This is a genomic window from Christiangramia aestuarii (assembly GCF_009735585.1).
GTDB lineage: Bacteria > Bacteroidota > Bacteroidia > Flavobacteriales > Flavobacteriaceae > Christiangramia > Christiangramia aestuarii.
Window position 1 is genome coordinate 37,727 of record NZ_VJVW01000006.1, and the last position, 21,077, is coordinate 58,803.

The following is a 21,077-nucleotide window of genomic DNA, read 5'->3' on the forward strand; positions in this document are numbered from 1 at the left end:
AGCAATCTTCTTTAATTCAGTTATTTATGCTCATGTAGAGGTAATGTAGAGTTATTTTTCGCCTATGTTAAGTTTATAAAGCGAGAATATAATCGGTTAAATTAGTTTCCCGGTCTAAATCCATCTTTTTACGCAAACGATATCGTTTGATCTCTACACTCTTTACAGAAATATTAAGCAGTGGCGCGATCTCTTTTGAAGAAAGATTTAATCTTAAATAGGCACAAAGCTTAAGGTCGTTTGAAGTAAGTTCCGGGTGTCTCGCCTTGATCTTCTTGAAGAAATCCTTATCGGCATTGCTAAAGGCCTTTTTGAAGAATTTCCAATTGTCTTCTTCATTGATATCCTTATCGATGGTTTTGATCACCGATTTCACTTTGGAGCTTTCTTCTGAAGCCTTCAGCTTATTTTTGATACTGGTTAGGAATTCGTTCTTTTTGATAAGGCTCATCGTAGAAACAGCGAGCTCCCTGTTCTTATTGGCCATATCCTGTTCCAGCTTCTCATTCTTGAGTTTGATGATCTCCTGTTCAGCTTCAAGGTTCTTCATTTTCAGGGCGCGCTCATGCTCGGCCATTTTTCGTTTGTGATGTCTCTTATTCATCAGGTGTATAAGGAACAAAATGACAAGAAAGGCAAGAATATAGCCCAGAATAGCCAGGGTACTCAGGTAAAAAGGCCTTCCTACTTTAAAAGAATAGCTGGTACTATCCATTATAGTGTCTCCAACTTTCGCTTTAACTTCGAAAGTATAGTCTCCAAAACCCAGGTTTTCAAAGTTCGCTTCTGCGCTCCTACTCCATTCGCTCCAATTAGAACTCAATCCGATCAATCTATAGCTGTAAAGAGCATCCACATATTTATCATGAACTGGTGTACTAAACCTGAAACTAATATTATTGTGTTCGTGCTTAAAGTCTCCTGATTCCTCCAGTTTCACTTTTTTAGCACTTCCCTCCAAAGGCTTAATGCTTATTTCGTCCAGGCTTACCTGTCGTTTTGAGGCAAAATTATCCCCCGTGTTGAATTTTAAATAGCCATTGGCGATCCCTAATAAATAGTTTTCGCGGGCCAGACTTGAAATATTCTCATACCCCACGGCAATATTCCTGAAATCCTGGTCTATAAAAGTGAAGTCCAGTGAATAGTCTTCGTTTAGTAAGGAAGGTTGAATAGAAAAGATTCCATCTTTGGCAAAGCCCCATAACTTGCGGTCTCCATTCAGGCTGATCATCTTACCAGAAACCCGTTCTAAACCAGCGATAAGGTTATTAAGCTTATTATTCCCGGTAAATTGATCTGTACCCCTGTCAAACCGGTAAATTTTATCCCGGGAACTGTAATATAAGGAATCATTAAACCTGAAGATACTCGAGGTGATACCAGATTCGCCGGGAAATTTATAATTTTCGATCTGTGTATACCCGGTCAGGGAATCGTTTATCTCCAAGCGAAAAACCCCTTTATGCTCATTACTAACCCACAGGTCTAAATTTTCATCAATTTCAATGAATTTCGACGAATGTGGAAAATTCTCCAGCATAGGCAGTACTTCGAAATCCTGCCCATTGCTTTTGAAAAAACTTATTCCGAAATAGTGCCCCTGAACAAAGACATCTTCAGAATATTCCTTAACCAGCCAGGTTCCCAGCCGGTCCATCACTTTTATCGCCCGACCGCCTTCTATTCTGAAAGTTCCCTTATCGTGACCACAGAAAACAAAATCACCTACCTGGTCTATAAACCAAACCTGACCATTGGTCCCTTCTATAAGCTGGAAATTCACTTCCCCAGCCTCCCGAAGGTATAATCCCTGGTTGGTACCCAGGTACAGGGCGCCATCCTTTTCAAAGGAAGCGTATACCGACCCTATCTCACCCTTGTTATCGCGAAAAGAACGGAAAGAAGAATTCAGGTCTATGCTACTTATCCCATAATCCAGGCCGGCCCAGATCATGCCTGATTCATCCTGGAACAAATCCAGTACTGTATTGTTAAGAAGTACATTAGCCTGGTTAAAGCTATTAACTACTTCACCTTCCGGATTTATAACCAGTACTCCTTTCCCCACAGTGCCCAGCACCAGGCTTCCGTCTTCCAGATCTATTGCATCGAGGATATTTGGATATCCAATTTCACGGTTTACCGGCTTTAAATTTTGCTTGAGCGCGCCATCTTCCCATACAAAGAATTCAGTTTTTCCTGAAATGATGGAAAGTTTGCCTTCCTGTTGGTAAAGGTGCATTATGGCTTTATCTCCCAGCTGTTCGCCAGGAATAACAAGTTGGGCTTCGCCATTCCTTATCTGGAAAAGCCCTTCACCAACTAACTGAAAGAATAATTTATCCTCGAGTTTAAAAATGCCTGAGGTAGGTTGTCCAAACGGATTCGGCATCTTGGTTACGCTGTCCTTTTGCGGATCATAAAAATAGATACCCCCAAAACTTCGGAAAATGATGAGCTCCTTCAGGAATTCTATATCCCAGAACTGCTCCCCGTCGCCTATTCCTTCAAATTTAGGCACCAGGCTGGTGTATTCCAGTTCACCATAATCATTCTTTGTCCAGTAGCCCGCCTCCATGTAAGCACCAGTATAGATACGGTTTCCAACAACCTTTAAAGATCTAACGATAGTATTGTTAGGAACGGGATATATATTCCAGTTTTCACCATTGAACTCCAGTAATCCGGTACTATTGGCAAAATAGAGGTTCTTGTTCTCCGCCTGTGCGATCATCCAGTTCTGGTTGCCGGCAGAATATTCGTTAGGGCCGTAATTCACCACCGGGGGCAGCTCCTGCGCTACCAGCCCGTAAAGGGAAAAGAAGAATAATATAAAAGTGAATTTCTTAGTCAAGAAAGATCATTATGGTTTGGGATCCGAAATTTAACCATCCTTGGCTTAACATGAAAATCTAGGCTGTATTTCCGCAGAAATTATTAGTAAAACTTTTAGGCTTCGATGTTAAAGTATTATAAAGCCCTATGACATCCTAAGAATATTGAATTTTTTTGAAAGTTACCTGCGCGTTTCCAGGTGACCACTAAATTCAATCAAACAACCTAAACTACATATGATCGGTAAAAAAGAACTACTGCCTTACAAGAATAGCTTTTATCGTTTAAGTCTTTCCCTAGTATTTTTCCTGTCTGCTTCCACTCTTTTCGCGCAGCAGAAAGAAGTGATACGTTCGGTATATGTTACCTCGAACACCGCTCTGAGGACCGATGCCGAAAATGAACAGATACTTTCAAGAATCGTGGAAGATTCAAAAAAAGGAGATTCTGCCAGCCTTATCATTACCGGGAATATCGTCCCGAAAGAAGGTTTTCCAGATAAGGATAATGGCCGCGACCGGGTAGAAGAACATCTTAAGAAAAATTTGCTTGCCCAGATCGAAGGTTTCAAAGGCAACGTGGTCTTTACTCCTGGATATAACGAATGGCAGGCCGATGCTCCAGATAATATAGATGACCTGGAATCCTTTTTACAGGATAATTCTAATGCCGAATTCATCCCAGACGATGGCTGCCCTATAGAAAGTGTGAGTATAAGCGAAGATATACAACTTATCCTGGTAGATTCCCAGTGGTATATCGAAGATTGGGATGATCATCCTTACATCAACAACAAATGTGAGATCAAGACCCGGCTTCAGTTCAGGGAAGAATTCAATGATGAACTGGAAGACAGCCAGAAAAAGACCGTACTAATAGCAGTATATCATCCGGTAATGAGCCAGAACAAGCTGGGATTCTTTCAAAAGATGATAGGTTATGACAGCCAGACCCGCAGAAACCCGAAGTTAAAGGAACTCATGGGAACCATGGAAACCCTGGCGAGACAGTATAATGATGTGATCTTCCTTTCGGGAAGGGATAAAAACCTGCAATATATACTTGATGACGGGGTAGACCAGGTGATCACCGGCGTAACTTCGGAACCTGAAAAAGCCAGGCCAGAGGAAGATAATGGTGATTTCGCAGCCTACGACCTGGGTTATGCCAAAATAAATATTAACGAGAACGGTAGTTCCAACCTTGAATTCTATAAGGTCACCCCGGAAGGGACCGAGAGGATCTTTCAGACGCAGATCTCTCGTGAAAGACCAACTCTTGAAGAGGTAGAATGGCCTGAAAACAGGATTGGAAAGACCAAGATGGCTTCGGTTTATACAGAAGAAGAAACAGATAAGGACGGACTTTACAGAACCATCTGGGGAGAGCATTACCGCCCTCTTTACAGCCGTAAATTCGAATTTCCCGTACTTTACCTGGATACCCTTCCCGGGAATCTTAAGGTACTGGGAGCCGGAGGTGGCCACCAGTCAAGATCGCTTGGTTTTATAGACGAAGACGACCACGAATATACTTTGCGCGCCTTGAAGAAAAGCGCCCTGCAATTCCTGCAAACCACGGTGGTAACTACTCATTATGTAGAAGATTACCTTGAAAATACAGTAGCCGAGAGATATGTTCAGGATTTTTATACAACAGCCTTCCCTTACGGGACCTTCCCGGCGAGTAGGTTCATGGACGCATTGAACATTTATCATCCAGATTCACATCTTTATTATGTTCCAAAACAGGAGGCCCTGGGAATCTATAATCGTGAATATGGTGATGAACTTTATATGTTCGAGATGCATGTTGGTGGCGAGAACAAGGACCTGGAAACTTTCGGTAAGCCCGATGATATCCTGAATACCACAGATCTTTATAAAGAAATTCGCGAGTCTAAAGATAATTATGTAGACGAAGATATGTTCATAAGGGCCAGGCTTCTGGACATGCTTTTAGGAGACTGGGACAGACATGCGGGACAGTATGAATGGTCTGAATTCGAGGATGAGAACGGAAATAAAAAATACCTTCCTATTGCCAAAGACCGTGACCAGGTCTTCCCTAAAATGGACGGTTTCGCCCTTTCTTTATTAAGGATAGGTTTCCCGGCTTTCCGCGCCATGGAAAATTACAGCCCTATGGTAAAAAGACCAAAATGGTTCAATATCGCGGGATATCCATTAGACAAGGCGTTCATAAGGGAAGCCGGATGGGAAGACTGGCAAGAACAGGTAAATTATATACAAAATAATATTACAGACGAGGTGATTCAGGAAGCTTTTGCTGTATTGCCCGAAGGTATAGCTAATGATCCTTACGTAGCTGAGATCAAGGAAACCATGAAGGCTAGAAGGGGAAATCTTGAAAAGATCGCCAGGAAATATTATAAACACCTTACCGAATTCGACATTTTTACCGGGACCGAGGATGATGACATGTTCCTTATTACCCGTAAACCTGATGGGATCACTACCGTTAAGCTGAAAAATGAAGATGGCGAGATAAAGGCTGAAAAGACCTACGATTCAGATATGACCCGCGAGGTTTGGATCTATGGCCTGGATGGCGATGATGAGTTCAAGATCGTCGGAAAAGGATCTAACCTGGTACCTTTAAAGGTTATTGGTGGAGAGGAAAATGATATTTACGATTTCCAGAATACCAGGAGAGCCAAATTATTCGATTACGAGAGTAAAGAAAACACCATCAAAACTCCCGGCGCTCATAAAATGCTGGTTGATTCTTACGAAATCAATAATTATGATCCGAACAAGAAAAAGATCAGGCAGTTCACTATTTTTCCTAGTGCCGATTTTAACTCAGACCAGGGATTTAGCCTGGGTGCCAGCGGGACTTTTATCACTAAAGGCCTGGTAAGAAATCCGTTTACTGCCAAGCATAAGCTAACCACCAACTATTACTTCGCTACTCAAGGATTTGATATTGAATATTACGGGGAATTCGCGCATGTTTTCCATGAATGGAACCTGGGATTGAACGCTTATTACTCTAGCCCGAATTTCGTGATCAACTATTTTGGGACCGGTAACGATACCGAATATGACCAAGATGATGTTTCCAACGATTATAACCGGGTGAGAACGCAGAGCTGGAAATTCTCTCCTTCTCTTATCTACCGTAAAAATGAACTGGTACATTTCGACATCAAGCCCATGATCGAGTCTATTGAAATTGAATACGACGAGAACCGTTTCATCTCAGAGATATTTAATCCGGAAAACGATGTATTCGATAACCAGGTCTATGCAGGGGTAGAATTGAATTATAACTACTGGAACAAAGACCGTCCGGCATTTCCTTCCAGAGGAGTAGAATTGGACCTTACCGCGGGATATAAAAGCAATATTGATGGGAACGACAACCGATTTGGATATGTAAGACCTATGCTGGCCTTAAATTATCCACTACACGAAAGCGGTTTTGCCGCCCTGGCCACCAAGATTGGTGGAGAGGCGATCATAGGTGATAACTATGAATTCTACCATGCCGCAAAACTTGGCGGAGGAAACATCAACAGCCTTAGAGGTTATAGAAATGAGCGTTTTAACGGTAAATATGCCTTTTACCAGAATATCGATATTAGAAGTGGGATCACCCAGTTCAGGACCAATTTCATCCCGATTAGGCTGGGAGCCAGTCTTGGTTTCGATTACGGTCGCGTTTGGGTAGACGACGACAACAGCAATAAGTGGCATACAGATTATGGTGGGTCTATCTTTATCAATGCCTTTAAAGCTTTTACCGGTAACATTGGATACTATGTAGGCGATGAAGGCGGAAGGATAAACTTTACCTTCAATTTTGATTTCTAATACTAACTAACACCTATGTGAAAAGCCGCTCCTTATAAAAGCGGCTTTTTTATTGGGTCATTTTCTCGGCCAGGTCTTCGATATGGCTGGCCTGGATATTTGGTTCTTCGGCTAGCGGAAAAAGTTGTTTCCCGGGTCGCTGTATAAATGCTGTTTGTAGTCCTGCTCTTCGCGCACCGGCAATGTCCCAGCCATGGGCTGCAACCATCATTGCTTTGGCAGCTTTGCTTCGAGCAGCTTTCAGCGCATAGTTATAGGCTTCCGGATGCGGTTTGTATTTTCCTGCTCCTTCTACGCTTAAAACCTGGTCGAAAAAAACTTCCAGCCCAGAAAAGTGTAATTGTTCCTTTAAAACCGAAGGTTTCCCATTACTGAAGGCCACAAGGTGGTATCCGGCATTCTTAAGGTTAGAAAGACCTTTTTCCGCATCTGGATAGGCAGGTAACCTGGTGATAGGACTCAGGACTTCCCTTATTTCTTCTTCGGAAAAATCTATCTGCCTTTTCTCGGCGTTCATTCGGAATACTGCGGCGGCAATTTTGCTAAAATCATGGTAAGTACCGGTGATGCTCTCAACCAGGGAATAATGTAATAACTGGGAGAACCAGATCTCGGCAGCACCATCGTCCTTAAGTGCTTTATTGATAGATTTTTTGATAGGTTCAAGATCCAGGAGTGTTTCGTTCACATCGAAGATCAGGGTTTCAGGTCTATTTCTCATATCACTCTAAAATAAAAATGCCGGTAGATCTTACCGGCATTCCTGGTTTAAATTTTTCACAATTATTTATCCTGGTAGGAGAATTTTTGTCCGCCTACCGATATTTCAAGCATTGCTCCTCCTTTAGGCATAGTAACCACGGCCATTCCTTCTTCAAAATTCACGCTTTTGGAACCACCTTCGGTAATAGCAACCGCCGAAACCGCTCCGGTAAATTCCAGTTCACCAGATTTGAATTCCTCCAGGTCCTGCTGGGTCTGGAAAAAGATCGCTTCTATAAAGGCCTCACCTCCTATTTGCAGGCCAACATCTACCTGTCTCAATTTAGCCCAGCCTATTTGTTCTCCATCCTGGTAGACCACCCCGTTTCCGGCAGCGCCACCGGCGATAAAAGCCCCTTTCCCAACATTCGGGAAGATCACGTAGCCATAGGAATCATCGGCAATCGAAACAACATCCTGGTTGCTTTCCTTTAGTTTTTCAATGGCATATTTCGCATCGATGACAAGTTTTTCCTTGTCCTGATCCTTGATAAAGTCTTTTCCCGACTGGGCATAAGATGCCGCGCTGGCTAAGCTTATCAGCAGCATAAAAAGAACAGATTTCTTTAAAAGATTTTTCATAACAATGGTATTTTAATTTTGAACATAAAATGTATCTATTTTCAATCTATTTCACTGTTAATCAGATGTTATAATACTTTTTTTATTACTCCTGGTCTGGAGAAATTTCTGTATAATCAGATTATTTTGCTTAATTTCTCGGGATAAAACTGGTGAAAATGAAATTCTTGATTCTTATCCCGCTTTTCTTCCTTTTTCTAGGCTGTAAATCTGAAACTAAAAACAACACCATGGAACCTTCTTCTGCCAGCCTGGCCATGAATGAGAAAAAGAACGACCTGCTGGTAGAAAAACCTGAAGATGTTGAGACTCCCAGGGGGATGAAATGGGTTTCAGGAGTACGTTTCACTATGGGCGCCCGTGAAGCAGATGAGATGGCCCTGCCCAGGGAAAGACCCGCACATCCGGTAGCGGTAGACGGATTTTTCATGGATATTCATGAGGTTACCAATGCCGATTTCCAAAAATTCGTGTATGAAACCGGCTATGTGACCGTCGCCGAAAGGCCCGTAGACTGGGAAGAATTAAAGAAACAGCTACCTCCGGGCACACCAAAGCCGCATGATAGCCTGCTGAGGCCGGGATCGCTGGTGTTCAAAAAGGATATCGCATCCCTTTCTGAATTCAATTATTCCCAGTGGTGGGAGTGGAAGATCGGGGCAAACTGGAGACACCCGGAAGGACCGGACAGCGATATCGCAGGAAGGGAAAATTATCCCGTGGTACATGTTTCCTTTGAAGATGTGAATGCTTATTGCAAGTGGGCCGGCAGGAGACTGCCAACCGAAGCTGAATGGGAAGCCGCAGCCCACGGAAAAAGACCCGGTGGTATATACACCTGGGGCGACAGTGAAAAAGAGCTGAATTTCCTGGCCAATACCTGGCAGGGGGAATTTCCTGTAAAAAACATTCCAGAGGACGGCTTTAATTATGCAGCGCCGGTGGGCTCCTTCCCTGCAAATAGCCTTGGTCTTTACGATATGGCCGGGAATGTATGGGAATGGACCCAGGATTGGTATGACGAGCTATATTATAAAAAGCTCCTGAAAGATGGTGAGGTTAAAAACCCTTTAGGTCCCACCCAACCTTATAACCCGGCAAATCCTTATGAGAAAGAGAAAGTGATCAAAGGCGGTTCTTTCCTTTGTAATAAGTCTTACTGTGCGAGCTATCGTATTACGGCCAGGATGCCGCAAGCGCTGGATTCGGGATCAGATCATTTAGGTTTCAGGACCGTGGCCACGCCAGAAATGCTCAGGGAATAAACAATCCCGTTACAGGCTAAACTTCGCAAGGACATCAAGTTCAGAAAACAAAAACCTCATCAGTTTCCTGTAGGGGTTACAGATTTAATTTCAACAGTTTTAAGGCCAAAACCACACCAAAGCTCTAAACATCAGTTATTTATAAGCTTTAAATTATTATATTTAAGTTGGCTTAGGTAAGAAAATCTTCCAGCCTTGCCTGGCCATCTATACTACTATAATTGTTTAACAGAAAAAAAAATCATCTATGAAAGCTTCAGTTTTAACTATGCTTATTGCCTTTTTAGTGGTCTCCTGTGGACCGAGTACCCAGATCACAGGCTCCTGGACCAAAGACGATATTGCTTCTAAAGGCCCTTATAAAAAAGTATACATTGCTGCACTTACACCTAACGCCAATGCCCAGAAGGCCCTGGAATACAATCTTGCCACTGCCGCCCGTGATCGTGGCATAGAGGCCGTTACCAGCCAGGAAAGTTTCACCCGGAAATTTACAATGGATAACCAGCCTTCTAAAAATGAGATCCTGGATAACATCAGGGCCCAAAATGCCGATGCCATATTTACGGTAACCCTGGTTGATAAGGAGTCTGAAACCAGGTACGTGCCCGGTTCAACCACCTATTATTCTCCAATGGCCTATGGCGGATATTATGGCAGTTTTTACAGCTATTACAATACCATGTACCCAATTACATACGATCCAGGGTACTATGCCACAGATAAGATCTATTATTTAGAGAGCAACCTATACGACGCAGATTCGGAAGAATTGATCTGGTCTGCACAGTCCAAGACCGTGAATCCTTCGAATATAGATTCTTTCGCCAGGGATTATACCGAAGCCATGTTAAAGGAACTGGTCCAGGATGGCGTTCTAAAAGAATAAATTTTTCAGCCCCTTCAACAATTAAAGCTAACGGGTTATGAAAAGATCATTCATTCTATTTTTTATGGGCGTGGCCACATGCAGTTTTCTTCATGCCCAGGATTCACATTACTGGACCCAGCAATACGGTACCCGGTCTGCCCTGCTATCTGGCGCGGTGCTCGGGGGAACCAATGACAATACCATGATCTATTATAACCCGGGGGCTCTTGGTTTCCTTGATAATTCTTCGGTTTCTATCAATGCAAGCGCTTATGGAATAGGGAATATCAGGGTGGAGAATGCCCTGGGCCAACAGGCCGATTTTGAAAGCCTTCAGGTTGGCTCGGTGCCCCTGCTTGCAGGTGGAATGATCAGGATGAAGGACCAGAAATGGAAAATTGGTTATGCCTTTATTACGCCGGTAGATTTTAGTTTTAAGGGCATCGCCCGGCTGGACAATGATTATGAAGTGATTGAAGATCTTGAAAGCCCCGGCCTAGAAGAACTGGTAGCCGAAGCAGGGATCACTACCAAAACTTCAGAGATCGTCCTCGCCCTTGGTTTGGGAAGAAAACTGAATGAGAACTGGTCTGTTGGTCTAAGCAATCTATTTACCGTACGTTCGCATTCCTACCAGCGAAACTTTTCTTCATATGTTTTTATGAATGATGAAGAACGAACCTTTGTTGGAGGGAATCAAAGCCAGAACGCCGAGTATTATAATGTGCGCTATGCTGCCAAGCTGGGAGCGGTTTATAGAAGCGGAAACTGGAGTACAGGCCTTACCTTTACTTCCCCTTCGATAAACTTATTCGGTCAGGGTACCCTGGCCAATAATATCGCCGTCAGGAACCTGAAGCTAATAGATGATAATCGAATTAGCGGGGTGGCCACGGCAAGGCAGGCCGAGTTAAAAAGCACTTACAAATCACCTTTCTCAGTGGCGCTTGGAACCAATTACAAAAAAGGAAACTCCAGTGCGGGAATAGCTATCCAATATTACAATTCCATCGATATTTATGATATCATGGAACCTGCACCCGGAACATTTGTTAGACCTGCCGAACTTGCTCCAGAGCTGCAAAGCGACCGTTTTTTAAGGAACAGGGCTGGCGCAGAATCGGTGCTTAATATAGCCGTAGGTTACGAACACCAATTAAGCGACGCTTTTTCCCTTCTCTTAAGCGCCAGGAACGACATGTCTTATTTCGACGATGAGCTAAATGATGGACCCGGAATAAAAACCACCATTAGCTCTTGGGATATCTATCACTTCACCGGAGGGGTGAACCTGGACCACCGCAACAGTAGTTTAAGTCTTGGACTTCTTTTTAGCACCGGAAATACCGGAAAATATGAGCAACCCGGAAACATCAACCCCGAGGATATCAATCTTCTTGAAGGTAGTACCACCATTACCAGGGCCAGGTATAGTAATATTGGCCTTCTCCTGGGATACACCCTTTACCTCAACAGGCTTTCCAATAATAAGGAAGCTGGAGACTGATCTCCTATACGCCTTAAAATGACGAAGCTTTCCTGGTACAACAATTCGTAAAATATTCTTAAACAACACCTATTTAACTGTTTAACAGCAACTTAAAAAGCTTTTTATATTTAAATTTATAATCCTCATTTCCAATACCAGCCGCATAACCTCGCTTTTAGAAAGGCTTCGGGTCTTTCCAGATTGTGATTTTTAAAACATATAATAATACTATCCATATGAAAAGGCTTGGATTGGTTTTCTTCATTAATACTTTATTATTTACAGGGGCATATTCCCAGACCTTTACCATGGGCAAAAAATGCCAGGAACTCTATCAGCAAACAGAAACCGCCCTGGAACAGGACTCCTTCCAGGAAGCATTGAACTTTCTGGAGAAGTTTTCGGGTGAATGCAAAACCAAGGATGCGCGTGAAATGAGAAGCAACGCTAAAGCTGAAGCATACAATGGCCTGGGCCAATATGATAATGCCATCAAGGAAGCCGATCTTTCTCTGGACATTACCAAAGGTAAAAGCCTGAATGCCTGGTTTCAGAAGGCCATCGCCCAGAATAAGAAAGGAGATATTGAGGCCTCTAAAGAATCCCTGCAAAAGGTGATAGATCTTACCGAAAACAACCAGAACACCAGCGAACGTGCTTCCAACTATGCCCTGATGGGCGCTTTATATAGCCGGCAACTTAACGAACCAGATTCGGCCTTTTATTACCTGGACAAGGCCAAGGCGCTGGATCCGGGGAATCCCAATATCATGATACAGGAAGGCGATATCTATGTGAATTATAATGAGTATGACAAAGCCTTTTCCGCTTACGACCAGGCCCAGGCTGCCGGGAAGAACGATATGGAAATGTACATCATTAGAAGTGAGGCCAGGCTAAAACAAATGGACAATAAATATGGCACTACCAATGCCCAGGAATTAAGATCAAAAATGAGTGCCTCAGAAAAAGAAACCCTGTGTACAGACCTGCAAAAAGCTATTGAAATGGGCTGGCGGGATATGAACAAAGATATGTTCGCTGCCCTGGTATGCAAATAAAACCTTGAAAATATGAAAAAGACGATCACCTTATTATTAGTCGTAAGCCTTTGTATTGGTGGCTGCGGAACAATGAATAAACAACAAAAAGGAACTGCTGCTGGTGCGGCCGGTGGTGCCTTGATTGGTGCGGCCGTTTCTAAAGGAAGTATCTGGGGTATCCTTGCGGGTGCTGCCGTTGGTGGAGCAGCCGGGAATCTCATTGGGAAACATATGGATGAACAGGCTAAGGAACTGGAACAGGCCGTACCTACGGCCGAAGTAAATCGTGTAGGAGAAGGTATCAATATGACCTTCGATTCCAGCCTGGCTTTCCAGATCAATTCGGCCGAGATCAGTGATTCTTATAAAGATGAGCTTAGAAGTGTAGCCAGCGTGTTTCAGAAATATGACGACACAAATATTCTTATTGAGGGTCATACCGACGATACCGGGGAAGAAGCCTATAATATGGAATTATCTAAAAAGAGAGCTAAGGCAGTATCAGACTTCCTGGTTAGCCAGGGCGTAAGTTCTTCCAGATTAACAACCAAGTGGTATGGAGAAAGTCAGCCAAAATATCCAAATGACGAAGCAAACCGGGCAAAGAACCGAAGGGTAGAACTGGCCATTTACGCAAATGATGATATGGTAGAAGCCGCAAAACAGGGAGAAATAGACTAAGTTTTTTATTAACCATTCTTGAAAAACACCGTTTGATTAAGATCAGGCGGTGTTTTTATTTCATTCTGCTTCAAATACATATGTTACCGGCATATTCAAAATTTGTGTATCTTTTTATTGATTTTCAACAAGATCGCAGCCTTCGTGTCTGTGAACAGGATTTCTTAGATCAAAAAATTATACCTGATGCCTGCTATATTTAAAAAGCCATTATTCCGGATCCTGCTTTTGGGTAGTTGCCTGGCCGCTATCCTGCTCATCGTTTTTGGTCCTAAAACACCCGGCGTCGAAGATAAAAAAGTGCTTATAGGAAATGCCGATGTGGCCCAGCTTATCGCCAGCTGGAACCGTACCTGGAATCGTATGCCTACCGAAGAGGAATTAAGCGGACTCCTGGATAACCATGTTCGTGAGGAGATCCTTTACCGGGAGGCGCTTAATCAGAAATTCGATGAGAATAATTCCCTGATCCGCAGGGGACTGATTGTGCAGATGAACATGCTGGCGGAATCCCAGGCACAGGAGAAGCCTGTTTCAGAAGAAGCCATAAAAGCCTATTACGATCTCAGGAAGGATCAGTACAGCAGCTCGCCGAAATATACTTTTACTCAGATCTATTTTGATAATTCTGAAAGCGAAGAAAGCATCAGTAAGATCGCGCAAAGACTGAATACCAAGAATGTAAAACCCGATGCTGAAGATCTGCCCGGGAAAAAAGGTATGCTTCAGCAAAGATTTGAGAATGCCGATGATTATAACCTCCGGAGAGTTTTAGGAGAAGATTTTCCGCAAAAGCTGGATGGGCTTGAGCTGAATAGCTGGGAAGGACCCATTTCTTCTGGTTATGGCTGGCATCTAGTTTATATAACCGAAAAAACACCCCCCGAACCATTGCCACTGGAGGCCGTTCGCGAGAATATACTCACTGAATTGCAGTACGAAGAGGCCCAGGCTGCCAAGGAGCAGTTCTATACCGAGCTTCGCCAGCAGTACGACGTGGTTTACGAGGGGATCGCTAAAGATCTGGTGAATGACTAAAAGCTTGCACAAGCTGTTTTTTTTCTTAATTCTTGGGATCTGCCTGCTGAGACCGGCAGATTTCAGGGCCGATATCGTATTTCCGGCCAGGATGGAACTCACTGAAACGGAATCCGGTGTTTTTGATGTTCTTTTTACGCTTCCGGTCATCAACGGAAAAGTGTTGAAGGCAAGCCCAGTCTTGCCCGATAGCTGTAACAACATCACCGAACCGGAAATAACAGGGACGGCCTATTCCAAAGTACTTACCTGGAAAATTGACTGTAAGGAGCAACAACTTTACGGAAAACAGATAGGCATCGAAGGCCTTCAGGGTAGTCAGGTGGAGATCCTGCTCGTGATAAATCTGCTGGATGGTCGCAGCTACAATAAGAAATTGAGCCCGGCTATGGCTTATTTTGAGGTTCCATTTCCTCCAACGACCCTCGAATTACTAAAATTCGGATCCTTTAATGGAGCACGAGCTGTACTTACCCAGCCATATTTTTACCTCTTGATTTTCGCCATGATCTTTTTTTTAGGTTTAACCGGACAGAAGAGATTTTACCTGCTCCTATTTTCGGGAATATTGGCAGGCTACTTCCTGGGAAGCTTTGAGCTGATGAAGTCTCCTGGCTGGACATTTCCGCTTACGGCGATTAGTATCATATTTCTTTTAGCAATTAAAGGTGCAGGTATTAGTAAGAGGAATTTCTCTTTATTATTGTTACTGGCTCCCGGGCTTTTCCTCGGAAATGTTCTCAGCCTGCAGCAAATAGAAACGGTTATGACTCCCGGGGAACAACTTGGGTTTTCGGTATTTTTTAGTCTGGGGATCGCAATAGGACTTATATTGGCAATACTTGTTTTTTACCAGCTGAAACAATTACTTGTCTCCTTCAATGTGTTTGAAAAAATAATCACTCCCATCTCTATCCTGACAGGCTCGTTAGCTTTTGGCCTGTGCATTTTTGAGGCAAGCCTTTTCTGGAAAACCCCTTCGATGCTTCCACAAATTCCGGGGATCATCCTGTTGTTTTTTCTCCTGCTAGCAATAATCGGCAAAGTGCGAAATTTATTAGCAACAGGCTTAAGCTTTGCTGTTTTTTCGACCATAGGACTGATCCTTCTTATGAACGGTTTTTCCATTCCTTATGCCGAAATAATGTTGCTCGCTTTGATATTTGTATGCAGCATGATTTTATTGCTGAAAGGAAGCATTCCAAAACTCCTTTTGCTTGTTAGTATCACTTTTGGATCGTTGCTGGCAGGAAATATCCTTGCAGCCTTCGCCAACGACAACTTATCTTTTCCCGTTGGCCGCTCCGTGGGTTTCCTGGTTCTCGGGTTGTTTCTTATCAGCATCCTGGGAAGCTTTCGAACTAACAGGCCCGCTTCAGGTATTTTTGAAAAGATCCTTTCCACAGCCCAGCTGGCTTTCGGAATCATCCTGGTAATTCAGCTTTTCAGTAACCAATATTTTGAAGGTATCGCTTCGGAATATATAAGCGGAAGCCTGCCGATCCCAGTAATAAGTCTGGTTCTGGTGATTGCAGCTGTAATTACCTGGCCACGTAACCGGAAGGTCCACCGGCAGATGAAACTGAAATCACGAAAACCTGTTTTCAGCCTGAGCCTGTTCATCCTGGCCATCCTATTATTGCCCTTTCATATAGGCATTAATAATCCGTGGTTTGAGGCGAAGGACCTTGACCAGCAGGGCATGAAACTGATCATGGAAAATGTACTTTCCAATACCTATTCGGCTTTCAATGAAGAAAACGAGGAGAAACTCTTCGAAGAACTTTCACGGAATGTGGATGCTGATCTACTTGACAATATTTACCTGGATAGTCGGCGAAGGTTAAACATGGGATTGCGCGAGGGTGCCGAGGTAAGTGTACAGGAGGTGGAATTGAACAGCCTGGGCGATCCTGAAATCCAAACCGGGTCTGATGTCCTGGAATACCCGGCTCAATGGACCGTCACCGCAAGGGTGCGACACCTGAAACATATTCACTATCGAAGGAACTCCTATTCAGGGATGGTAGCCTTAAAATCTATAGACAATAAATGGAAGATCTCAAAAATAAGCCTCACCTCCGAAGACCGGAAAGTGATCGCGGCTTCGAGCCTGTGATACAGTTGAAGGAGGTTCAGTTTTCTTATCCCGGGGATTCTTTCAAATTAAGTATCCCCAGGCTTGATATTGGCCGATCTGAAAAACTGGCCATTACCGGGCCAAGCGGCTGTGGGAAAACCACCTTACTGAATTTGATATCCGGAATTTCAAGGCCTGGTTCCGGAAGGATAATCCTGGAGGATATTGAACTAAGCGAACTGAGTGAGCAGGATATCAAAGACCTGAGGCTGGTGAAGATGGGCTTGATCTTCCAGCAGTTCGAATTACTGGATTACCTGAGTGTACTGGATAACGTAATGTTGCCTTTCAGGATCAACCCAATTTTAAACCTGGATGACGATATTAAAGAAAGAGCCTTTTCTGTGATCAGCTCCATGGGGCTGGGCGATAAGCTAAAGCGTTACCCTGCGAAATTGTCTCAGGGAGAACGGCAACGGGTATCGGTCGCGCGGGCGCTGGTCACCAAACCTGAAGTGCTTATTTGCGATGAACCAACCGCTAACCTGGATCCGGTGAACCGGGACCGCATCCTGGATATCATCGATTCCTATTGCGACGAAACCAAAACGACTTTGATCATGGTTACCCATGACCAGGAGATCCTGCAAAGGTTTCACCGTATCATTAACATCCTGGATTACTCGAATTATAAGGATAAAAACGAACTAAATGGGTAACAGTTTTTACATAGCCTGGAAATACCTGCAGTTCTACTGGGGCAAAACCCTGTTGCTTATCCTTTCCATCGCGCTGGTCATTTTTATCCCGCTTGGATTGAATTACCTCGTGAATAAAGGTTCGGCAGATCTTATGGACAGGGCAGAAAAAACACCCTTGATAGTCGGGGCAAAAGGAAGCGAGACCGAACTCAGTTTAAGCTCACTATATTTTAAAAAACCTAAGATCGAAGCACTGGAATACCGGGAAGTTGAAAAACTGAAGAGTCAGCAACTGGGAAAACCTATCCCGCTGAACCTGGAATACCTGGTGAAGGAACAACCCATCGTGGGAACCACTTCAGATTATTTTGAATTCAGGAAACTGCAATTAAAAGAAGGAAGAAGAATGGCCATCCTTGGCGAATGTGTTATGGGAGCCAAAGCCGCTGAAAATCTCAATGTAAAAGTAGGCGGTTCTGTGATCTCCTCGCCTTCAGGAGCTTTTGATGTTGCCGGGAGTTTTCCTTTAAAGATGAGCGTGGTTGGAATTTTAGCAGAGGCCGGTACGCCCGATGATGAAGCGATATTTACCGATATTAAGACCAGCTGGGTCATTTCGGGAAAAGCTCACGGTCACCAGGACCTGCAACAAATTGAAAACGACAGCCTTTTACTAGATAAGAATGAAAGTCAGGCGGTGGCCAGTCCTGCCGTACTTTCTTATACAGAGATCACTCCTGAAAATATCAATTCTTTCCATTTTCATGGGGATCCCAGCGATTATCCCGTAAACGCGATCATCGTTCAGCCAAATGACCGTAAATCTGGCCTGATGCTGAGGGGACGTTATGAGAACGAACAAGATGCGGCGCAAATGCTGGTGCCGGCAGAAGTAATTGCCCAGCTGGTAGATACCATGATCTCGGTACGTGACCTGTTGATCCTCGCCGGGGTCATCATTGGCATTGCCTGTCTTGCGATCCTGGCCTTTGTGTTCGCGCTTTCTATTAAACTTAGAAAAGCCGAACTCACTACCATGAAACATATTGGCGCTGCCCGTAATTTTATTGGAAGCGTCTTAAGCCTGGAAATAGGCATCGTGCTGATTTCAGCTATAATCATTTCCGGATTATTAACTTTACTGATGGGAAATTTTGGAATTCCCCTAATCGAAAAATTCATCTCATGAAAAAGATCATTTTATCATTTGTCCTCCTAACTTTTGTTTTTGCGTGTAAGGACCAGGAAAAAGAAAGTGCCAGCGTAGAAACAAAAGAACCCGAAAAGCAACCGGTTGTTTACGTTAGCAACTATCCCCTGTATTATTTTGCTAATAAGATTGGTGAAGATATTATCGATCTTAGATTCCCGGCTTCAAATGAAACAGATCCTTCAGACTGGGTTCCCGGCGCAGAAAATATCGTAAAAATGCAGCAAGCAGATCTTATCCTGCTCAACGGAGCAACCTTTGAAAAATGGCTGAACAATGTGACTCTTAAGGATGAAGATATGGTGAACACCACAGAGGGTATGTCGGATAAAATGCTTCCCCTGGGAGAAAAATTCACCCACAGCCACGGGGAGGGCGGGGAGCATACCCACGAAGGCACGGCCAGCATCACCTGGCTGGATCTCTCCCTGGCGATCGCACAGGCCGAAAAAGTGAATGAAGCCTTGAAAAAAGAAGCGCCCGGTAAAAGTGAAGACTTCCAGGCGAATTTTGAAAAGCTGAAAAACGGTCTTTCTGAATTGCACAAGAACTACCAGAAGCTGGAAATAGATCCTGAAAAAGTTCAGCTGATCTATTCACATCCTGTATATCAATACCTGCAAAACGCCTACGGACTAAAAGGCGAAAACCTGCACTGGGAACCTTCAGATGGCTGGGACAAGAATAAAAAACATGAAATAGAACACCTGGCTAAAAAAGGTAAAAAGACCTACCTGGTTTGGGAAGATGAGCCTACTAAAGCAATGAAAGAAGGCCTTGAGGAAATGGGAGTCACTTCCGTCGTGGTGAACCCGCTGTTCGGGCAGCCGGAAAACCTGGATATGCAGGAGGTTTTGTTCAAGAACCTGCAAAACCTGCAGAAGATCTCAGAAGAATAAAATAAAGGCTGTCTAAAAATTATTGGAAAATCGTCATTCTGAATTTATTTCAGAATCTTAAGAACTAAAGTAGATTTAATAAGAACCTGAAACTCCCGAAGTTTCGGGACAGGTTGACGAAAAAACGATTTTTAGACAGCCCAATCCTTTAATTAGAACCAGCCTTTTGAATCATAGAATTGAAATCGCCCAGCTGAGCCGAAAAACTTTCCTGGCTTGGAGAAAATTCTTCAAAACTTTCCAGGAATGCGGCAAGGTGTCCTCCTACCTGTCCAAGAACCCAGCTTCTGTTTTCAGCCCATTCATCATAACCACGAGATTCGATAAATCTTTCAAAGGGATCCAGCTTAAGGTTGATGACATATGGGGTTGATAATTCCGGTTGTGGAGACCTGAACCATTTTTCCTGGTCCCTAAAAAGTACTTTCCAGTCGCCATAGCGCATACCATGTAAAGTGGTTTCGGTAAAATAAAAGAACTCCTTGCGTTCGGTTTTGCCATTGTTCAATAAGAGCTCGCTTTGATCGTAACCGTCGAGATGTACCTTATAATTTTTACCACCGATATTTTCACCGGTAAGTAGTTCCTCCTTGATATTTACATCGCCAACCCAGCTCATAAGAGTCGGTACCCAGTCTTCCATGGTCATAAATTCACCGGTAACCGTTCCGGCAGGGATATGCCCGTCCCATTTCACCAGCACAGGCACGCGGAAACCACCTTCCCAGCCTCCAACACCTTTCTGACCTTTAAAGGGCTGGTTACCACCATCTGGCCAGCTGTTGGAAGCCGCACCATTATCTGTAGAGAACATCACGATGGTATTTTCATCTGCGCCCAGTTCTTCCAGTAGGTCCAGTAATTCTCCTACATCATCATCCAGTTCCATCATCCCGTCGGCATAAATACCGTAACCGCTTTTGTCCTGGTATTCATCGTTCAAATTGGTACGATAGTGCATGCGGGTAGTATTATGCCATACAAAGAAAGGTTTGTCATCTTCTACCGCTTCCCTGATAAATCGTTTGGATTGTTCCAGAACATCCTGATCCAGGTTTCGCTGTACTTCTGCACCCCACGGTCCAAGGTCCTTGATCTCCTGTTTCCCGTTAGCCAGTGCTTTGGAATGAATAATTCCGCGTTCCTTGAGGTTCAATCTTTTTTGTACTTCCTCATCTTTTGGGAAGTCATATTGCTCTGGATATTCCCCGGCATTCAAATGGTAAAGAATTCCGTAGAATTCATCGAAACCATGCGCTGTTGTAAATGTTCATCCCGGTCTCCCAAATGGTTTTTGCCGAACTGCCCTGTGGCATAACCATAGGGTTTCAACATTTCGGCCAGGGTGGGATCACTGGCCTGTAATCCCTGAGGAGCTCCCGGCAGTCCCACGGTGCTTAGACCGGTTCGCATGGGATACTGCCCGGTAATAAATGCGGCACGACCCGCAGTACAGGATGCCTGCGCATAATGATCCATAAAGATCATTCCTTCCTTGCCAATTCGATCAATATTAGGTGTTTCACCACCCATCATTCCGCGGTGGTAAGCACTGATGTTCCACATTCCAACATCATCACCCCAAATGATCAAAATGTTCGGTTTTTCCTGGGCGCACATTACTACGGGCAGGAAAAAAAGGACTAAGTATAGCCAAGGGCTTTTAGTTTTCTTTTTCATAATTAAGACAGTTTATATTAGTTAATAGCCATAAAAATTCTGATCCTCGACTTTTGGGGATAGCCAGGTTTGGTTAGAGATCGAATAATTTATTTATGG

General features: G+C 43.8%; 16 protein-coding genes. 11 read left to right on the forward strand and 5 right to left on the reverse strand.

All coding sequences use genetic code 11. The features are described from left to right. Window positions 1-73 precede the first annotated feature (73 nt). Window positions 74-2,857, reverse strand: coding sequence for a triple tyrosine motif-containing protein (locus tag FLP08_RS14085; protein ID WP_238388506.1), 2,784 nt, complete (start codon window positions 2,855-2,857; stop codon window positions 74-76). 217 nt (window positions 2,858-3,074) lie between these two features. On the opposite strand from FLP08_RS14085, the gene FLP08_RS14090 reads away from it, so the two are divergent. Continuing rightward, on the forward strand, window positions 3,075-6,677 hold the full coding sequence (locus FLP08_RS14090; RefSeq protein WP_156277644.1) for a BamA/TamA family outer membrane protein: 3,603 nt from the start codon (window positions 3,075-3,077) through the stop codon (window positions 6,675-6,677). 49 nt (window positions 6,678-6,726) lie between these two features. Here FLP08_RS14090 and FLP08_RS14095 read toward each other — a convergent pair whose 3' ends face one another. Both FLP08_RS14095 and FLP08_RS14100 read right to left on the reverse strand, forming a co-directional pair. After that, complete coding sequence (locus tag FLP08_RS14095) at window positions 6,727-7,398, reverse strand: haloacid dehalogenase type II (protein ID WP_156277646.1); 672 nt, start codon at window positions 7,396-7,398, stop codon at window positions 6,727-6,729. 62 nt (window positions 7,399-7,460) lie between these two features. After that, complete coding sequence (locus FLP08_RS14100) at window positions 7,461-8,021, reverse strand: lipid-binding SYLF domain-containing protein (RefSeq protein WP_156277647.1); 561 nt, start codon at window positions 8,019-8,021, stop codon at window positions 7,461-7,463. Window positions 8,022-8,179: 158 nt separating this feature from the next. Here FLP08_RS14100 and FLP08_RS14105 point away from each other — a divergent pair, with 158 nt between their 5' ends. From FLP08_RS14105 to FLP08_RS14150, 10 genes are all read left to right on the forward strand, one after another. Further along, a complete protein-coding gene (locus FLP08_RS14105; RefSeq protein ID WP_156277649.1) occupies window positions 8,180-9,286 on the forward strand; it encodes a formylglycine-generating enzyme family protein in 1,107 nt (368 codons plus the stop codon). Between the two features lie 247 nt (window positions 9,287-9,533). Further along, a complete protein-coding gene (locus tag FLP08_RS14110) occupies window positions 9,534-10,175 on the forward strand; it encodes a hypothetical protein (RefSeq protein WP_156277651.1) in 642 nt (213 codons plus the stop codon). 37 nt (window positions 10,176-10,212) lie between these two features. Continuing rightward, window positions 10,213-11,664: a hypothetical protein gene (locus FLP08_RS14115; protein ID WP_156277653.1), complete on the forward strand. Its 1,452-nt coding sequence runs from the start codon at window positions 10,213-10,215 to the stop codon at window positions 11,662-11,664. Window positions 11,665-11,882: 218 nt separating this feature from the next. After that, complete coding sequence (locus FLP08_RS14120) at window positions 11,883-12,707, forward strand: tetratricopeptide repeat protein (protein WP_156277655.1); 825 nt, start codon at window positions 11,883-11,885, stop codon at window positions 12,705-12,707. Window positions 12,708-12,719: 12 nt separating this feature from the next. After that, complete coding sequence (locus FLP08_RS14125) at window positions 12,720-13,370, forward strand: YiaD family glycine zipper/OmpA-like lipoprotein (RefSeq protein ID WP_156277656.1); 651 nt, start codon at window positions 12,720-12,722, stop codon at window positions 13,368-13,370. Window positions 13,371-13,556: 186 nt separating this feature from the next. Then, the gene (locus FLP08_RS14130) at window positions 13,557-14,408 is read left to right on the forward strand and encodes a peptidylprolyl isomerase (RefSeq protein ID WP_156277657.1); all 852 of its coding nucleotides are present in this window, start codon (window positions 13,557-13,559) and stop codon (window positions 14,406-14,408) included. Continuing rightward, window positions 14,401-16,527, forward strand: coding sequence for a hypothetical protein (locus FLP08_RS14135; RefSeq protein WP_156277659.1), 2,127 nt, complete (start codon window positions 14,401-14,403; stop codon window positions 16,525-16,527). The genes FLP08_RS14130 and FLP08_RS14135 overlap by 8 nt, the downstream gene beginning before the upstream one ends. Then, complete coding sequence (locus FLP08_RS14140) at window positions 16,461-17,207, forward strand: ABC transporter ATP-binding protein (RefSeq protein ID WP_156277660.1); 747 nt, start codon at window positions 16,461-16,463, stop codon at window positions 17,205-17,207. The genes FLP08_RS14135 and FLP08_RS14140 overlap by 67 nt, the downstream gene beginning before the upstream one ends. Continuing rightward, window positions 17,200-18,378: an ABC transporter permease gene (locus FLP08_RS14145; protein WP_156277662.1), complete on the forward strand. Its 1,179-nt coding sequence runs from the start codon at window positions 17,200-17,202 to the stop codon at window positions 18,376-18,378. Before FLP08_RS14140 ends, FLP08_RS14145 begins: the two co-directional genes overlap by 8 nt. Next, complete coding sequence (locus FLP08_RS14150) at window positions 18,375-19,298, forward strand: metal ABC transporter substrate-binding protein (RefSeq protein ID WP_156277664.1); 924 nt, start codon at window positions 18,375-18,377, stop codon at window positions 19,296-19,298. The genes FLP08_RS14145 and FLP08_RS14150 overlap by 4 nt, the downstream gene beginning before the upstream one ends. 148 nt (window positions 19,299-19,446) lie before the next feature. Here FLP08_RS14150 and FLP08_RS14155 read toward each other — a convergent pair whose 3' ends face one another. Both FLP08_RS14155 and FLP08_RS16535 read right to left on the reverse strand, forming a co-directional pair. Beyond that, the gene (locus FLP08_RS14155) at window positions 19,447-20,517 is read right to left on the reverse strand and encodes a sulfatase-like hydrolase/transferase (RefSeq protein ID WP_202912783.1); all 1,071 of its coding nucleotides are present in this window, start codon (window positions 20,515-20,517) and stop codon (window positions 19,447-19,449) included. Then, entirely contained in the window at window positions 20,514-20,978 is a 465-nt protein-coding gene (locus FLP08_RS16535; protein WP_202912778.1) for a sulfatase-like hydrolase/transferase, read from the reverse strand. Before FLP08_RS16535 ends, FLP08_RS14155 begins: the two co-directional genes overlap by 4 nt. Window positions 20,979-21,077: the final 99 nt, after the last annotated feature.

Excerpts from the sequence above, each read along its gene's own strand:
- FLP08_RS14090 (WP_156277644.1), top strand. The coding sequence starts at position 3,075 with ATGATCGGTAAAAAAGAACTACTGCCTTACAAGAATAGCTTTTATCGT.
- FLP08_RS14095 (WP_156277646.1), bottom strand. The coding sequence starts at position 7,398 with ATGAGAAATAGACCTGAAACCCTGATCTTCGATGTGAACGAAACACTC.
- FLP08_RS14100 (WP_156277647.1), bottom strand. The coding sequence starts at position 8,021 with ATGAAAAATCTTTTAAAGAAATCTGTTCTTTTTATGCTGCTGATAAGC.
- FLP08_RS14105 (WP_156277649.1), top strand. The coding sequence starts at position 8,180 with ATGAAATTCTTGATTCTTATCCCGCTTTTCTTCCTTTTTCTAGGCTGT.
- FLP08_RS14110 (WP_156277651.1), top strand. The coding sequence starts at position 9,534 with ATGAAAGCTTCAGTTTTAACTATGCTTATTGCCTTTTTAGTGGTCTCC.
- FLP08_RS14115 (WP_156277653.1), top strand. The coding sequence starts at position 10,213 with ATGAAAAGATCATTCATTCTATTTTTTATGGGCGTGGCCACATGCAGT.
- FLP08_RS14120 (WP_156277655.1), top strand. The coding sequence starts at position 11,883 with ATGAAAAGGCTTGGATTGGTTTTCTTCATTAATACTTTATTATTTACA.
- FLP08_RS14125 (WP_156277656.1), top strand. The coding sequence starts at position 12,720 with ATGAAAAAGACGATCACCTTATTATTAGTCGTAAGCCTTTGTATTGGT.
- FLP08_RS14130 (WP_156277657.1), top strand. The coding sequence starts at position 13,557 with ATGCCTGCTATATTTAAAAAGCCATTATTCCGGATCCTGCTTTTGGGT.
- FLP08_RS14135 (WP_156277659.1), top strand. The coding sequence starts at position 14,401 with ATGACTAAAAGCTTGCACAAGCTGTTTTTTTTCTTAATTCTTGGGATC.
- FLP08_RS14140 (WP_156277660.1), top strand. The coding sequence starts at position 16,461 with ATGGAAGATCTCAAAAATAAGCCTCACCTCCGAAGACCGGAAAGTGAT.
- FLP08_RS14145 (WP_156277662.1), top strand. The coding sequence starts at position 17,200 with ATGGGTAACAGTTTTTACATAGCCTGGAAATACCTGCAGTTCTACTGG.
- FLP08_RS14150 (WP_156277664.1), top strand. The coding sequence starts at position 18,375 with ATGAAAAAGATCATTTTATCATTTGTCCTCCTAACTTTTGTTTTTGCG.
- FLP08_RS16535 (WP_202912778.1), bottom strand. The coding sequence starts at position 20,978 with ATGAAAAAGAAAACTAAAAGCCCTTGGCTATACTTAGTCCTTTTTTTC.